Raw genomic sequence first — 14348 nt, 5'->3', positions numbered from 1 at the left:
CCCGGCCCCCGGGTGGACGCGCTGTCACTCGAAGCACGTGATCATGGAGGAGCAGGACGTGGAGTTCGACGTCACCATCGAGATCCCCAAGGGTTCGCGGAACAAGTACGAGGTGGACCACGAGACCGGCCGGATCCGTCTGGACCGTCGCCTCTTCACCTCGACCAGCTACCCGGCCGACTACGGCTTCGTCGAGAACACCCTCGGCGAGGACGGCGACCCGCTGGACGCGCTGGTCATCCTGGACGAGCCCACCTTCCCGGGCTGCCTCATCAAGTGCCGCGCCATCGGCATGTTCCGCATGACGGACGAGGCGGGCGGCGACGACAAGCTGCTCTGCGTGCCGGCCTCGGACCCGCGCGTCGAGCACCTGCGCGACATCCACCACGTCTCCGAGTTCGACCGCCTGGAGATCCAGCACTTCTTCGAGGTCTACAAGGACCTGGAGCCGGGCAAGTCGGTCGAGGGTGCGAACTGGGTGGGTCGCGCCGAGGCCGAGGCCGAGATCGAGGCCTCCTTCAAGCGTCTGCAGGAGTCCGGCGGCCACCACTGACGCGCCGCGTCCCTGCTCCGACGGGCGGCCCCCTCCTGGGGTGCCGCCCGTCGGCTTTCTCCCCCCGGCTCGGAGAGCAGCCCGCACCCCGACATGGAGCAGCCCGCCTTCGCCCTGGATGAAACGGTTCCGCATACTGATACCCGGGTGGTCAGGGACAGGAGTGCGCGTGGCGGACGCCGTGGGGGCAGAGGACGGCCGGGAGCAGCAGAAGCCGGTCTCCGACGAGGCGCACAGCGCGTTCACCCAGCCGGACGGGGTCGGCGATCCGACGGCGCCGGAGGACGAGCAGCCGACCTCCGAGTTCACCGTGCCGGAGGGGCTGGAAACCCTCCAGGCCGAGCCCGAGGGCTCCGCCTTCGCCCCGCCGAGCACGTACAGCGCCCAGCACTCCCCCGCCGCGTACACCGGCGTCCCCGGCATGCCGATGGCGCGGATGACCGAGTCCCCCTGGCAGGACCGGATGCGCACCATGCTGCGCATGCCGGTCGGCGACCGGCCGGTGACGGAACCGGCCCAGCGGCACGGCGAGGCCGGGCCCGCCGTCCCCCGCGTGCTCGACCTGACCCTGCGCATCGGCGAGCTGATGCTCGCGGGCGGGGAGGGCGCCGAGGACGTCGAGGCGGCCATGTTCGCGGTGGCCCGCTCCTACGGCCTGGACCGCTGCGAGCCGACCGTCACCTTCACCATGCTCTCCATCACCCACCAGCCCTCCCTGGTGGACGACCCGGTGTCGGCCAACCGCACGGTCCGCCGCCGGGGCACCGACTACACCCGGCTGGCCGCCGTCTTCCGGCTGGTGGACGAGATCAGCGCGCCCGAGGTGGACGTCTCCCTGGAGGAGGCCTACCGCCGGCTGGCGGCCATCCGGCGCAACCGGCACCCGTACCCCGGCTGGCTGCTGACCTGCGCCGCCGGGCTGCTCGCGGGTGCCGCCTCGACCCTGGTCGGCGGCGGGGTGCTGGTCTTCTTCTGCGCGGCGCTGGGCGCGGTGCTGGGCGACCGGCTGGCGTGGTTCTGCGCGGGCCGCGGGCTGCCGGAGTTCTACCAGTTCGTGGTCGCGGCGATGCCGCCGGCCGCGCTCGGGGTGGCGCTGAAGCTGCTGGAGGCCGATGTGAAGGCCTCCGCGGTGATCACCGGCGGGCTCTTCGCCCTGCTGCCCGGACGGGCCCTGGTGGCGGCCGTGCAGGACGGCCTGACCGGGTACTACATCACGGCCTCGGCCCGGCTGCTGGAGGTCATGTACCTCTTCATCGGCATCATCATCGGCGTGCTGGTGGTGCTGTACCTGGGCCTCCAGCTGGGCGCCCAGCCCAATGCCGAGGAGGTCCTGCAGATCACCCAGCGGCCGCTGGTCCAGATCGCCGCCTCGATGGTGCTGGTGTGCACCTTCGCGGTGCTGCTCCAGACGGAGCGGCGGACCGTGCTGATCGTCTCGCTCAACGGCGGCGTGGCCTGGGTGACCTTCGGGGCGCTGCACTACGCGGGCGACGTCCCGCCGGTGCCGTCCACCGCGGTGGCCGCCGGGCTGGTGGGTCTCTTCGGCCAGCTGCTCTCCCGGTACCGGTCGGCCTCGGCGCTGCCGTACGTGACGGCGGCGATCGGTCCGCTGCTGCCCGGTTCGGCGACGTACTACGGGCTGCTGTCCATCGCCGAGAACCGGCTGGACGCCGGCTTCGCCTCGCTCACCAACGCGGCGGCGCTGGCCCTGGCCATCGCGATCGGGGTGAACCTCGGCTCCGAGGTCTCCCGGCTCTTCCTGCGGCTGCCCGGCCGCGCCAAGCGCGGCGCGGCCAAGCGCACCCGCGGGTTCTAGGGCGGCCCGCCGCCGTTGAGCCGGGCGGCCTGCCGGGTGAGGTGGTCGCGCTCGGCCAGGGTCGGGGCCCGGTGGGCGGCCTCGGCGTAGAGCCGGGCGGCGCCGGCCCGGTCGCCCTCACGCTCGTGCAGCCAGGCGTCGACGGCGGTGTACCGGGGCAGCTCCGGGTCCAGCCCGGCCAGTGCGGCGCGCCCGGCCCGGGGCCCGTCGGCCTCCCCCACCGCCACCGCGCGGTTGAGCCGGGCGACCGGGCTGTCCGTGAGGCGGACCAGCTCGTCGTACCACTCCACGATCTGCGGCCAGTCGGTCGCCGCCGCGGTGGGGGCGTCCGCGTGCAGGGCGGCGATGGCCGCCTGGGCCTGGTACTCCCCGAGCCGGTCGCGGGCCAGGGCGCCCTGGAGGATCCCGATGCCCTCGGCGATGGCCGCGGTGTCCCAGCGGCCGCGGTCCTGGTCGGCCAGCGGCACCAGGCCGCCGTCGGGGGCGGTCCGGGCGGCCCGGCGGGCGTGGTGCAGCAGCATCAGCGCGAGCAGGCCGGCCGGTTCGGGGTGGTCGACGGCGGCGGCCAGCCGGCGGGTGAGCCGGATGGCCTCGGCGGCGAGGTCGACGTCCCCCGAGTACCCCTCGTTGAAGACCAGGTAGAGCACCCGCAGCACGGTGGCGACGTCGCCGGGCCGGTCGAGCCGGACGCCGGAGACGGTCCGCTTGGCGCGGCTGATGCGCTGCGCCATGGTCGCCTCGGGCACCAGGTAGGCGCGGGCGATCTGGCGGGTGGTGAGTCCGCCGACGGCCCGCAGGGTGAGCGCCACGGCCGAGGACGGCGTCAGGGCCGGGTGCGCGCACAGGAAGTAGAGGCTGAGGGTGTCGTCGGCGCCGGGCGCCGGGCCCGGCTCCGGCTCCCGGTCGACCAGGTCCTCGCGGCGGCGCCGGGCCGCGTCGGCCCGGGTCGCGTCCAGGAAGCGCCGCCAGGCGGCCGTGACCAGCCAGCCGCGCGGGTCCCGGGGCGGGTCGGCCGGCCAGGCCCGGACGGCGTCGAGCAGGGCCTCCTGCACGGCGTCCTCGGCCGCCGCGAAGTCGGCACCGCGCCGGACCAGGATGCCGAGGACGGCCGGGGTGAGCTCCCGCAGCAGGGCCTCGTCGACGGCGGCGGCCGCCCCGCCGGGGACCTCGGGGTCCGGGGCGGGGCGGGAGCCGGGGGCGGGCGCGGTCATCGGGGACCGCTCACTCGGTGATGGTGGGCGGCTCGGACATGAACGGCCGCAGCTCCAGCCACTCGTGGATCGGCCGGCCGCCGGCGCCGGGGGCCGCGGACAGCTCGGCCGCCAGCTCCAGGGCCCGGTCGTAACTGTCCACGTCGATCACCATCCAGCCGGCGATCAGGTCCTTGGTCTCGGCGAACGGCCCGTCGGTGACGGCCGGCCGGCCCTCCCCGTCGTACCGCACCCAGGTGCCCTCCGGGGCCAGCGCCTGGGCGTCGACGAACTCGCCGGTCTCCTCCAGCTTCGCGGCGAAGTCGCGCATGTGCTGGATGTGGGCCGAGACCTCCTCGGGGGTCCAGCGGTCCATGGCGATGTCGTTGCTGGGGGCCGGGGCGCCGCGGTAGTGCTTGAGCAGCAGGTACTTGGCCATGACGGTTCTCCTCGATCCGGTCCGACGCGGCCATTCTGGCCGCGCTCACCCCTGGGACGGAGCAGGCTGCCGCTTCTCGACATCCCCGCCGGAAGTTTTTTCCGGAGACCGTGAAGACCTACCGCTTGGCGTGCCGGCGGCGCTGCGGGGCGGCCTCGCCGGACTCGCCGGCGGCCTGGGCCCGGGCCGCCTCCTTGCGGGCCTTCATGACCTCGAAGACCACCGGGATCACCGAGACCAGGACGATCACCACGAGGATCGCCTCGACGTTCTTCGCGATGAAGTCGATCTGGCCGAGCCAGTACCCGGCGACGGTCACGCCCGCGCCCCAGCCGATGCCACCGATGATGTTGTACGTGATGAAGGTGCGGTACTTCATGCGGCCGGCGCCGGCCACGATCGGGGCGAAGGTGCGCACGATCGGCACGAAGCGGGCCAGCACGATCGCCTTGGGGCCGTGGTGGTCGATGAACTCGTGCGCCTTGTCCAGGTTCTCCTTCTTGAAGACCTTGGAGTTCGGCCGGCTGAAGAGCTTGGGCCCGAAGAACTTGCCGATCAGGTAGCCGACCTGGTCGCCGAGGACCGCCGCGGCCACGATCAGGGTGCACACCAGCCACAGCGGCTGCTTGATGTACTCGCCGTTGGCCACCAGCAGGCCGGCCGTGAAGAGCAGCGAGTCACCCGGGAGGAAGGCGAAGAGCCCCGACTCCGCGAAGACGATCACCAGGATGCCGATCAGCCCGAATTCGGAGATCAGGTAGTCCGGCGTCAGCCACTCGGGGGTGAGCGACGCGAGCGTGGTCGTGTACACGGATCCGGACTCCTGGGTTCGGGGGGCAGGGCGGCGGAGCGCTCATATGGGGGACGTCCATATGGAGGGGGTGCCTTCAATTATCAACGCATGCCGCTCCCGCCCGGTTCCGGGATCCGGGCGGGAGACTTTGCCATCCGATTACCTTCTGCCGGGCCGGCGGCCTCAGCCGCCGTGCCGGGCGGCGTTGGCGGCGATCGCCCCGTTCAGGAAGACCGCCAGGCCCGGCCGGACCGCGTCGTAGGTGGCCGTGAAGCGCTCGTCGGCGACGTACATCTCACCCAGGCAGCGGTGCATCTCGTACGAGCAGTCGTAGCTGTACGCGATCCAGCCCCGGTGCTCCTCGGCGAGGTCCATGGCCGCCGCCGAGTCCGCCGCGGCACCCGCCGCCATCAGGTCGGCCAGCCGGGCCGCGATGTCCGCGTGCTCGGCCATGGCCCGCTGCCAGTCCTCCTTCGTGTACTTCGCCGTCCGCTCCCGGGACTGGCGGTACTGCTCGGTGTGGCCCCAGCGCTCCTGCGCCTCGGCCGCGTACTGGTCGGGGTCGTGCTCCCCGAACACCTCGAACTTCTCCTCGGGGGTGAGGTCGACGCCCATCTTCTGTGCCTCCATCGCGCGCTCCACGGCCGCCGCCATCTCCTGGAGCCGGACGATCCGTCCCTCCAGCAGCTCGTGCTGCCGGCGCAGGTGCTCCTGCGGGTCGGTGTCCGGGTCGTCCAGCAGGACGGCGACCTCGTCGAGCGGGAAGCCGAGCTCCCGGTAGAACAGGATCCGCTGCAGCCGGTCGAGGTCGGCGTCGTCGTAACGCCGGTGCCCCGCATGGCTGCGCCCGCTCGGGGAGAGCAGGCCGATCTCGTCGTAGTGGTGCAGCGTGCGCACCGTCACCCCGGCGAGACCCGCGACCCGGCCCACGGAGTAGCTCATCTTTCCGCTCCTTGTCGTTCGGTACGTGCACCAGCCTGGGTCCTCACGTCGCGTGAGGTGCAAGCCCGGGCCGGGGGAGATCTTTTCGACCTGCTGATCCGGTTTCGTCCCGATACCGTGATCCCGTGGTCCGCACCGCGGTACGCCCCGCGTCCCTCCTGACCCGGCTCGCCCTGCCCGCGCTGGCCGTGGGCGTGGCCTCGAGCCTGCTGCTGATCGCCGTGAGCGAGGTGGCCCAGGCACTCGAGGACGTGCTGTGGCGGACGCTGCCGGACGCGCTGGGCGTGGGCCGGTACGCGGCGGGCTGGGTGATCGCCGTGCTGACCGCCGCCGGGATCGCGGTGGGGCTGGTGGTGTGGCGGGTGCCCGGGCGGGCCGGACCCGACCCGGCGACCACCGCGCTGGTGGACCCGCCGCTGCCGGCCCGGGTGGTGCCGGGGCTGCTGCTGGCCGCCGTCCTGTCGCTGGCCGGGGGCGTCAGCCTCGGCCCGGAGAACCCGATCACCGCCGCCAACATCGCCCTCGCCTACTGGCTGGGCCGCCGGTACGCGCCGGCCGGCCCCGGCGTCCTGTGGGTCTCGCTGGCCGCGGCGGGCACGGTGGGCGCCCTCTTCGGCACCCCGGTGGCCGCGGCCCTGGTCCTCACGGAGGCCCTGGCGGGCCCCTCCGGCGCCCTGAACGCACCGGAGGACGGGGACGGCGGTACGAAGGACCCGGGCACGGGCGGGGGCGGTACGGGCGGTCCCGGTACGGACCCGGCGGACGCGGGAGACGCGGGTGTCACGGGAGACGCGGCCGGATCGGCCGGCGGCCCCGGTGCCGCGCTGCTGACCGGGCCGCTGTGGGACCGGCTCTTCGCGCCGCTGGTCGCGGCCGGGGCCGGCGGGCTGACCACCACGCTGATCGCCCACCCGGTCTTCGAGCTGACCCTGCCGGCCTTCACCGGGCCGGGCTGGGGCGATCTGCTCGCCGCGCTGGTCACGGCCACCGCGGGCGCCCTGGCCGGGCTGGCGGCCGTCGCCCTCTTCCCCCCGGCCCACCGGGCCTTCCACGCCCTGCGGCACCCGGTCGCCGTGCTCACCGCCGGCGGGGTGGTGCTCGGCCTGCTGGGCGTCCTGGGCGGGCACCTGACCCTCTTCAAGGGGCTGGACCAGATCCGCGAGCTGACCGCCGGGCAGCACTCCGCCGGCGCCCTGCTGCTGATGACCGGGGTCAAGCTGCTGGCCCTGACGGCCGCCTCGGCGGCCGGCTTCCGCGGCGGCCGGATCTTCCCGACGGTCTTCGCGGGGGTGGCCCTGGGCCTGGCGGCGCACGCGCTGGTGCCCGCCGTGCACCCGGCGGTCGGGGTGAGCGCCGCGGTGCTCGGCCTGCTGCTGGCGGTCACCCGCCAGGGGTGGCTCAGCCTCTTCACCGCGGCCGTGCTGGCGCCCGTACCGGGGGTGCTGCCGCTGCTGGTCCTGGCCACCCTGCCGGCCTGGCTGCTGGTCACCGGCCGCCCGCTGATGCAGCTGGACGAGCGGGGCCGCCCGCTGCGCTGAGCGCGGGCGGCGGCCCGTACGGCTCAGGCGGTCTTCGCGGCCTCGGCGACCAGCTCGAAGGCGGTCTTGCCGTCCAGGGACTCGCGGATGATGTCGGCGTGCCCGGCGTGCCGCGCGTCCTCCTCGACCAGGTGCAGCAGCAGCCAGCGCATCGAGACCCGGCCGTCCTTGGGGAACCAGGGCTGGTCCGGCAGCGGGAAGGTGTCGTCCAGGCTCGGCACGGCGCGGATGAACTTCTCCAGCTCGGCGCTCACCCCGTCCCAGAAGCCCAGGATCTCCTCGATGGTCTCCTCGCCGGTCAGCCGGAAGCTGTCGCCCCAGGTCTCGACCGTGCGCTGCTTCTCGTTCGGCTGCTGCTGGGCCATCCGCAGCCAGTTCAGCTCCGTCTCCGCCACGTGCTTGACCAGGCCGGACAGCGAGAGCTCGCTGGCGCTGGGGCGGCTCGCGGCCTGCTCGGGGGTGAGGCCGAGGACCGCGCGGCGGAGCCCGCCGCGCTGCGCCTCGACGAAGGAGAGGAGCGCGCCGCGCTCGTCGCCGAAGGACTCCGCGGGAACGTGGGTGACCATGACTTGACCGCCTTCTTCGTCGCTTCCTGCTGACAAGGAAAAGACTAGGAAGGGATGCGGTCAGCTTCTGTCCTCAATCGAGGACACGACCACGGGAATCGAGGACCGGGCGGCTCAGAAGGGGAAGCGGGTCCGCCCGTGCTGGATGGAGATCCACTTCTGGGTGGTGAAGGCCTCGACGGTGGCCTCGCCGTTCAGCCGGCCGAGCCCGGAGGCCTTCTCACCCCCGAAGGCGGCCAGCGGCTCGTCCCCGATGGTCGAGTCGTTGACGTGGATCATGCCGGTCTCGATGCGCTTGGCGAAGCGCACGCCCCGCTCCACGTCCCGGGTGTGCACCGCGCCGCTGAGGCCGTACGGGGTGGCGTTCGCGAGCCGGACCGCGTCGTCCTCGCCGTCGAAGGGGACGAGCAGCGCGACCGGCCCGAAGATCTCCTGGCCCAGCAGCGGGGAGTCCTCCGGGATCCCGGTCAGCACGGTGGGTTCGACCAGGTTGCCGCGCGTAGCACCGCGCACCAGAGCGGTGGCGCCGTCCTCGACGGCCCGGTCCACGAGCGCGGTGAGGGCGTCCGCCTGGAAGGAGTTGATCAGCGGGCCGATCTGGACGTCGTCCTCGTGCGGGTCACCGGTGTTCAGGGAGCGCACCCGCTTGACGAAGCGCTCGGTGAAGTCGTGCTCGACGGACCGGTCCACCAGGATCCGGTTGGCCGCCATGCAGACCTGGCCCTGGTAGACGAACCGGCTGAAGACCGCGGCGTCCACGGCGTAGTCGAGGTCGGCGTCGTCCAGGACGACCAGGGCGCTGTTGCCGCTGAGCTCCAGGACGGTGCGCTTGAAGTGCCGGGCGGCGACCGCGCCGACGTGCCGGCCCACCCGGTCCGAGCCTGCGAAGGAGATCACCTTGGGGACGGGGTGGGTCAGCAGCGCGTCGCCGATCTCGGCGATGTCGGTGACCAGGACGTTGAGCAGGCCGGCCGGCAGCCCGGCGTCCTCGAAGAGCTTGGCGATCACCCCGCCGCCGACCACCGGGGCGTTCTGGTTCGGCTTGATCACGCACGCGTTGCCCAGGGCCAGGGCGGGTGCGACGGACTTCAGGGTGACCAGGAAGGGGAAGTTGAAGGGGCTGATGACGGCGATCACCCCGACGGGCAGCCGCTCGACCCGGTTCTCCTTGCCCTCCATGGGCGAGGGCAGGATGCGGCCCTCGGGGCGGACCGCGAGCTGCATGGCCTCGCGCAGGAACTCCTGGGCCAGGTGGACCTCGTACTGGGCCTTGGTGCGGGTGCCGCCGAGCTCGTCGATCATCGCCTCGACGATCTCGGCCTGACGCTCCTCGGTCAGCCGCAGGGCCCGCTCGAGGACGGCGCGTCTGGCGTACGGGCTCACCTGCGCCCACTCGCGCTGGGCCCGCTCGGCGGCGCGGTAGGCCCGGTCGACCTGGTCGGTGGTGGCCACGGTGATGGCGGCCAGCTTCTCGCCGTTGTAGGGGTTGACGTCGATGATGTCCCACGAGCCGGTGCCGGCCAGCCACTCGCCGTCGATGTACTGATGAGCCAGCTCGGTGAATATGGACATGTCATCCCTTACTGCGAGCGCGCACCGTTGCGCTGCACTGGACCCTGAATGGCCGTCATCCTACTTGTGTGTCAAGAGAGTTGGAGCAGTCCTCGGAGAAGATCCCGGGTGCCGTCCGGGTCCGGGCAGTCGCCCTGGAGCCGGGTCATCGCCCGGTCGTACTGGGCCACCTCTTCGTCCTTGTCGAGGTAGAGGGCACTGGTGAGCTGTTCGAGGTAGACGATGTCCTGGAGGTCGGACTCGGGGAAGCGCAGCAGGGTGAAGGCGCCGCTCTCGCCCGCGTGTCCACCGAAACTGAAGGGCATGACCTGGAGGCGGACGTTGGGCCGCTGGGAGATCTCGATCAGATGCTCCAACTGCCCCCGCATGACGGCTCGGTCGCCGTAGGGGCGGCGCAGCGCCGCCTCGTCGAGCACGGCGTGGAAGAGCGGGGCGTTCTCCGAGACGAGCACCTTCTGGCGCTCCAGGCGCAGTGCGACCCGCCGGTCGATCTCGGCGGCGGAGGCCCCGCGCATGCCACGGCTGACCACCGCGTGCGCGTACGCCTCGGTCTGCAACAGGCCGTGCACGAACTGCACTTCATAGATACGGATGAGAGAGGCCGCGCCTTCGAGGCCGATGTAGGTCTGGAACCACCCCGGCAGGACGTCGCCGTAGCTGTGCCACCAGCCCGCCGCGTTGGCCTCGCGCACGAGGCCGAGGAGCGACTCGCGCTCCGCGCCGTCGGTCACGCCGTAGAGGGTCAGCAGATCCTCGACGTCCCTGGCCTTGAAGCTCACCCTTCCCAACTCCAAGCGGCTGATCTTCGATTCGGACGCGCGGATCGAGTAGCCGGCCGCCTCACGGGTGATCCCGCGGGATTCACGCAGTCGCCGCAGCTGTGATCCCAGCAGGATGCGTCGCACCACGGAGCCGCCACCCACGCCGTCGGCATGGTGGGGCCCCCAGGCCTGCCCTGCGGTCACTTCTCCAACCCTCCCCATCGCTCGTGTGCACCCTCGACGCCCTGCGGCGAGGAAGGACCCCGGTGGGACCCCCGTACCCCGGGGTCCCGCAGTCTGCCACCAAAACGCAGTGGGCCGTACTCGTTCTGTAACGGAATCCGGCTTCCCGGAAAAGAAGTCCGTAAGTCGTCGTAGGGAGAAATGAGCAAGAACCGCTACAGGAACGGACAGGTCCGGCGCGTGCACGTGCATCTGCCCTTGCATCTGCCCTACGCATTGGGAAGCATGGTGCCGCGCACTCGCGTGCAATCCGCGCGGGCGCAAGGCGCCACCCTGCAGTTACCGCTCCGTCCGCGACTCCCGGGAGTGCCTCGCATGGGGACGAATGGATCGACCATGCTCGAGCCTTTACGGCAGGGGCTGCCCCCGGTCGACCCCTCGGCCGTCTCCGGGTCCGCGTCCTGCGCCCTGCCCGCCCAGTTCGAGGCGGTGCGGGGCGCCCGCTCGTTCACCCGGTCGACCCTGGGCCAGTGGGGCCTTGACGACCGCTTCGACGACGTCGCCCTCGTGGTCTCCGAACTCGTCACCAACGCCCTGCGGCACGCGCTGCCGGCCGGCGCGGGCGGCGAGCAGGAGTCGGGCGTCCGGCTGCACCTGATGCGCTGGAGCAGCCGGCTGGTCTGCGCGGTGCGCGACCCCAGCGAGGAGTCCCCGACACCGGGCGAGGACGAGCTCTTCACCCCGGAGACCGAGGACAACTGCGACCTCGAGTCGGGGCGCGGGCTGTTCCTGGTGGACTCGTACAGCGACGGCTGGGGCTGGCACCCGCTCGCGGGCCGGCTGACCGGCAAGGTCGTCTGGGCGCTCTTCCTGCTCCAGGACTGAGCCGGCGGGACCTCTCTCACACGCGCGTGCCGTGCCGCCCCGGAAGGGGGCCGCACGGCACGGCCGCGTGCGCTCGCGGGCGCGCCCGCGGTACGGCGGGGGCGCGGTGCGCGGGTACGGAGCGGGTGCCGGGCTCGGTCAGGGCGCGAGGAGGTGGTCGAACTCGCCGTCCTTGACGCCGAGCAGCAGTGCCTCTATCTCCGCCGGCGTGTAGACCAGGGCCGGGCCGTCCGGGAAGCGCGAGTTGCGCACGGCGACGTTCCCCCCGGGCAGCTTGGCGAACTCCACGCAGGAGCCCTGCGAATTGCTGTGCCGGCTCTTCTGCCAGACGACTCCGCCGAGTTCTGTGGCGGCCATGCCGTTGTACGCGCGGTCCACAGGATTCCCCCGAAAGCAGATGTCAACTGCTTCGGATCATAGCTGTGTTCATATGCGGCTGCATGGGCAGATGCACGTGCACGCGGGGTGTCCCACTCGTCACTCGCAGGCGCCGTAACCAGTAGGGAAACACTCCGGATCTCAGTGCCGCAGGGCCTCGGTCAGCTCCTCCAGGGCGGCCGCCAGCAACTCCCCCGCAGTCCGGAAAGGACCCTCCGCACAGGCCGGCAGCGCGGCCCGGACCTCGGCGAACTCCGGCACCCGGCGCTCGCGCACCGCCTTCGCACCCCGGGCGGTCGCCGCCTCCACCGCCTCGGCGAGCGCCGCCGCCCCGGCCGTGACCGGCGGGGCGGCGGCCGGCGGCACGCCGGGGGCGGCCGGGACTCCCGCGACCGGGGCCGGCGCCCCGCCGGCCGGCAGCACCGGCGTGTGGGACTCCAGCAGCATCGCGGTCCGGGTGAAGGCCGCCAGCGCGTGCGCCGCGTCGGCGGCCGCGACCCGGGACAGCCCCCGGTGCCGCACCGGCTCGCCCGCGGCCCGCGCGTCCGCCTCCTGCCAGGCCACCCGCGCGTCCCGGGCCGCCAGCAGCGCCGCCCGCACCCCCGCCCGGTCCGGCTCCGGATCCGCGTACTGCCGCAGCACGGCCGCCGCGTACCGCCCGTCCGCCACCAGCCGGTCGGCCAGCCGGGTGCGCAGCCGGGGCGTCTCCCAGGCCGGGTAGAGCGCGTACCCCGCCATCGCGAGCAGCCCGCCGACCAGCGTCAGGCCCACCCGGTCGGGCACCGTCTGGTCCCAGCGGACCCCGCCCATGCCCAGCAGGAAGACCACGTACGCCGAGACGCAGACCTGCGCCACCGCGTACCCGGTGCGCATCAGCACGTACATCAGCCCGGCGCAGAGCACCGCCAGCGCGCCCGAGAGGTACTGCCCCGGCGCCGCGAGCTGCACCACGGCGGTGGCCAGCCCGACCCCGACCAGCGTGCCGCCGAAGCGGGCCACCGCCCGGGAGTAGGTCTGCCCGAAGTCGGGCCGCATGACCATCACGGAGGCCATCGGAGCCCAGTAGCCGTGCCCGAACGGCAGCGCCTCGCCCACCAGGTACCCGGCACAGGCCACGGCCGTCACCCGCCAGGCGTGCCGCAGGATCGGGGAGCCGGGCCGCAGCTCGGCCCGGACCGCCCGGACCACCAGCGGCACCAGCGCCGGCAGGGTGGGCCGCAGCATCGACTCCTCCACGCGCGCGGTGCGGCCGGAGCCCGGCTCGGCGGTCTCCACCACGTCGTCGAGCAGCGAGGCCAGCCGGTGCGCGGCCCGCCCGGCCGGCCCGGTCAGCAGCTCCCGGTCACCGGGGGACTTGAGGACCGCGAGCGCCGGTCCGGGCAGCTCGACGGGGGTGCCGTGGCGGATGGCCCGGGCCGCCGCGTCGAGCACGGTCGCGGCCGCGGCGAGCAGCGCCCGCACCCGGTCCCGGGCCGGCCCCTCGGCGGGCGCCCCGACCGAGGGGTCGGCCAGCAGGGCCAGCACCGGCCGGATCCGCTCGGCCAGCCCCCGGGCGCCGTGCAGTTCGGCGGGCCGGCGCCGGGCCTGCCGGGGCGTGACCCGGGCCGCGGCCCGGGCGGCCATCAGCGGCGCCGGATCGAAGGGGGCGCCCGGGTCCTGCCGCAGCCGCCGCGCGTAGTCGGCCTCCGCGGCCAACGCGTCGGCGAGCGCATCCCGCTGCGCGCCCCAGGGCCGCACCGGGAACAGCACGATGAGCAGCGCCTGCACCACCCCGCCCGCCGCGATCAGCGCGGCATGGCCGGCGGCCTGCCCGACCGAGGTCGGCAGCGTGACGGTGACCAGCATGATCGCGACGTTCCCCGAGGCGATGATGCCGGCGGTCGGCCCGGCCGCCCACAGCAGCCCGGCGGCGAAGGTCCACACCGCCAGCAGCGCGAGGAAGGCCGCCGTGTGCGAGGCCCCCACCAGGTACCCGAGGAAGGTGCTGACGGCCAGCGTCACCCCGGCCACCAACGCCAGCACGGGCCGCGGCCGCCAGCTCCGCTGGAAGGTGACGATGGCCGCCTGGAAGGCCCCGAAGGCCGAACTCGCCGCGGACCCCGGCCCCAGGAACGCCAGACTGAGCCCCACCACCAGCGCCAGCCCGGCGGTCGCGCGCAGGGCGATCAACGGCTCCAGCCGGGTGCGCTCGACCTTCATCCCGGATCGGGCGGTCTCCTTCAGCGCCCGCAGCCAGCTCATGGCCCCGAGCGTAACCGCCATTTCGCCCCTTTTGCGGCCTCCTGAGCGCCCTTCAGGGCTTCTTCAGATTTGTCCGGCCCCCCGGACGGGTGTTCCATGGGCCCGCCGTGCCCATTCCACGAACCGGCGGGAGCCCTCATGCTGCGCAACGCCCTCGAACCCTGGCACCTGGTCGTCCTGGTGGTCGTCTGCCTGTTGGTCTTCGGCTCGAAGAAGCTTCCCGAGATCGCGCGGGGCCTGGGCAAGTCGGCCCGCATCCTCAAGGCCGAAGCCGCGGCGCTCCGCGAGGACGGCACCCCGGCCTCGCCGCCGCCGCCCCCTTCGGCGAAGCCGCCGACCGCCTGACGTGTACGCCCTGCCGCGGGTGGTCGGGATGTGTGGGGAGCGCCGCTTGACGGGGGTGGCAGGCTGGTCCGGAGGCAGGCCCGGGCCTGGGATGCCCGAAGGGCACGGCGAAGCCGCGAAGTCCCAGGGGTGGGCCTGCCGCAGGG

At 73.4% G+C, this 14348-nt stretch carries 13 protein-coding genes and 1 pseudogene; 5 read left to right on the top strand and 9 right to left on the bottom strand.

Features of this window, described 5'->3' with window-relative positions; all coding sequences use genetic code 11:
• The first annotated feature begins 58 nt into the window (after positions 1-58).
• Together AB0O40_RS23155 and AB0O40_RS23150 are read left to right on the top strand one after the other, a co-directional pair.
• Positions 59-553, top strand: coding sequence for an inorganic diphosphatase (locus AB0O40_RS23155; RefSeq protein ID WP_365044908.1), 495 nt, complete (start codon positions 59-61; stop codon positions 551-553).
• 118 nt (positions 554-671) lie between these two features.
• Positions 672-2369: a threonine/serine exporter family protein gene (locus AB0O40_RS23150; RefSeq protein ID WP_365044818.1), complete on the top strand. Its 1698-nt coding sequence runs from the start codon at positions 672-674 to the stop codon at positions 2367-2369.
• On the opposite strand, the gene AB0O40_RS23145 is transcribed toward AB0O40_RS23150, so the two are convergent.
• The 4 genes from AB0O40_RS23145 to AB0O40_RS23130 form a co-directional block, all read right to left on the bottom strand.
• The gene (locus AB0O40_RS23145) at positions 2366-3580 is read right to left on the bottom strand and encodes a DUF6596 domain-containing protein (protein ID WP_365044815.1); all 1215 of its coding nucleotides are present in this window, start codon (positions 3578-3580) and stop codon (positions 2366-2368) included. The two genes, AB0O40_RS23150 and AB0O40_RS23145, sit on opposite strands and share 4 nt — an antisense overlap.
• Positions 3581-3590: 10 nt before the next feature.
• Complete coding sequence (locus tag AB0O40_RS23140; protein WP_365044812.1) at positions 3591-3998, bottom strand: YciI family protein; 408 nt, start codon at positions 3996-3998, stop codon at positions 3591-3593.
• 118 nt (positions 3999-4116) lie between these two features.
• A complete protein-coding gene (locus tag AB0O40_RS23135; RefSeq protein WP_365044809.1) occupies positions 4117-4809 on the bottom strand; it encodes a VTT domain-containing protein in 693 nt (230 codons plus the stop codon).
• A 165-nt stretch (positions 4810-4974) separates the two neighbouring features.
• Positions 4975-5733: a MerR family transcriptional regulator gene (locus AB0O40_RS23130; protein WP_365044806.1), complete on the bottom strand. Its 759-nt coding sequence runs from the start codon at positions 5731-5733 to the stop codon at positions 4975-4977.
• A gap of 125 nt (positions 5734-5858) precedes the next feature.
• Here AB0O40_RS23130 and AB0O40_RS23125 point away from each other — a divergent pair, with 125 nt between their 5' ends.
• A complete protein-coding gene (locus AB0O40_RS23125) occupies positions 5859-7271 on the top strand; it encodes a chloride channel protein (RefSeq protein ID WP_365044803.1) in 1413 nt (470 codons plus the stop codon).
• A 23-nt stretch (positions 7272-7294) separates the two neighbouring features.
• Here the strand turns inward: AB0O40_RS23125 and AB0O40_RS23120 are convergent, their stop codons facing one another.
• The 3 genes from AB0O40_RS23120 to AB0O40_RS23110 all read right to left on the bottom strand — a co-directional run bounded on the left by AB0O40_RS23120 (position 7295) and on the right by AB0O40_RS23110 (position 10392).
• Positions 7295-7837, bottom strand: a complete 543-nt coding sequence (locus AB0O40_RS23120) for a DinB family protein (protein WP_365044800.1) — start codon at positions 7835-7837, stop codon at positions 7295-7297.
• A 114-nt stretch (positions 7838-7951) separates the two neighbouring features.
• A complete protein-coding gene (locus tag AB0O40_RS23115) occupies positions 7952-9409 on the bottom strand; it encodes an aldehyde dehydrogenase family protein (RefSeq protein ID WP_365044797.1) in 1458 nt (485 codons plus the stop codon).
• A 71-nt stretch (positions 9410-9480) separates the two neighbouring features.
• Positions 9481-10392, bottom strand: a complete 912-nt coding sequence (locus tag AB0O40_RS23110) for a helix-turn-helix transcriptional regulator (RefSeq protein WP_365044794.1) — start codon at positions 10390-10392, stop codon at positions 9481-9483.
• A 357-nt stretch (positions 10393-10749) separates the two neighbouring features.
• Between AB0O40_RS23110 and AB0O40_RS23105 the strand changes: the two genes are divergently transcribed.
• Positions 10750-11238 carry an ATP-binding protein gene (locus AB0O40_RS23105; protein ID WP_365044791.1) on the top strand — a complete coding sequence of 163 codons (489 nt, stop codon included), beginning with the start codon at positions 10750-10752 and terminating at the stop codon, positions 11236-11238.
• 138 nt (positions 11239-11376) lie between these two features.
• On the opposite strand, the gene AB0O40_RS23100 is transcribed toward AB0O40_RS23105, so the two are convergent.
• Together AB0O40_RS23100 and AB0O40_RS23095 are read right to left on the bottom strand one after the other, a co-directional pair.
• Positions 11377-11616 carry a DUF397 domain-containing protein gene (locus AB0O40_RS23100; RefSeq protein ID WP_365044788.1) on the bottom strand — a complete coding sequence of 80 codons (240 nt, stop codon included), beginning with the start codon at positions 11614-11616 and terminating at the stop codon, positions 11377-11379.
• Between the two features lie 141 nt (positions 11617-11757).
• A complete protein-coding gene (locus AB0O40_RS23095) occupies positions 11758-13857 on the bottom strand; it encodes an FUSC family protein (RefSeq protein WP_365044785.1) in 2100 nt (699 codons plus the stop codon).
• 138 nt (positions 13858-13995) lie between these two features.
• Here AB0O40_RS23095 and tatA point away from each other — a divergent pair.
• Positions 13996-14160: pseudogene (gene tatA, locus AB0O40_RS23090) on the top strand (Sec-independent protein translocase subunit TatA); the annotation flags it as partial.
• Between the last annotated feature and the right edge of the window lie 188 nt (positions 14161-14348).

This window comes from Streptomyces sp. NPDC089919 (genome assembly GCF_040684615.1).
Taxonomy (GTDB): domain Bacteria; phylum Actinomycetota; class Actinomycetes; order Streptomycetales; family Streptomycetaceae; genus Streptomyces.
The sequence above is the reverse complement of the archived record's forward strand: the minus strand, read 5'-3'. Positions and strand labels throughout refer to the sequence as shown.

Bases quoted from the DNA above. Each gene is read 5' to 3' on its own strand.
- AB0O40_RS23150 (WP_365044818.1), top strand. From the start codon at position 672: ATGAAACGGTTCCGCATACTGATACCCGGGTGGTCAGGGACAGGAGTG.
- AB0O40_RS23145 (WP_365044815.1), bottom strand. From the start codon at position 3,580: ATGACCGCGCCCGCCCCCGGCTCCCGCCCCGCCCCGGACCCCGAGGTC.
- AB0O40_RS23140 (WP_365044812.1), bottom strand. From the start codon at position 3,998: ATGGCCAAGTACCTGCTGCTCAAGCACTACCGCGGCGCCCCGGCCCCC.
- AB0O40_RS23130 (WP_365044806.1), bottom strand. From the start codon at position 5,733: ATGAGCTACTCCGTGGGCCGGGTCGCGGGTCTCGCCGGGGTGACGGTG.
- AB0O40_RS23120 (WP_365044800.1), bottom strand. From the start codon at position 7,837: ATGGTCACCCACGTTCCCGCGGAGTCCTTCGGCGACGAGCGCGGCGCG.
- AB0O40_RS23115 (WP_365044797.1), bottom strand. From the start codon at position 9,409: ATGTCCATATTCACCGAGCTGGCTCATCAGTACATCGACGGCGAGTGG.
- AB0O40_RS23110 (WP_365044794.1), bottom strand. From the start codon at position 10,392: ATGGGGAGGGTTGGAGAAGTGACCGCAGGGCAGGCCTGGGGGCCCCAC.
- AB0O40_RS23105 (WP_365044791.1), top strand. From the start codon at position 10,750: ATGCTCGAGCCTTTACGGCAGGGGCTGCCCCCGGTCGACCCCTCGGCC.
- AB0O40_RS23095 (WP_365044785.1), bottom strand. From the start codon at position 13,857: ATGAGCTGGCTGCGGGCGCTGAAGGAGACCGCCCGATCCGGGATGAAG.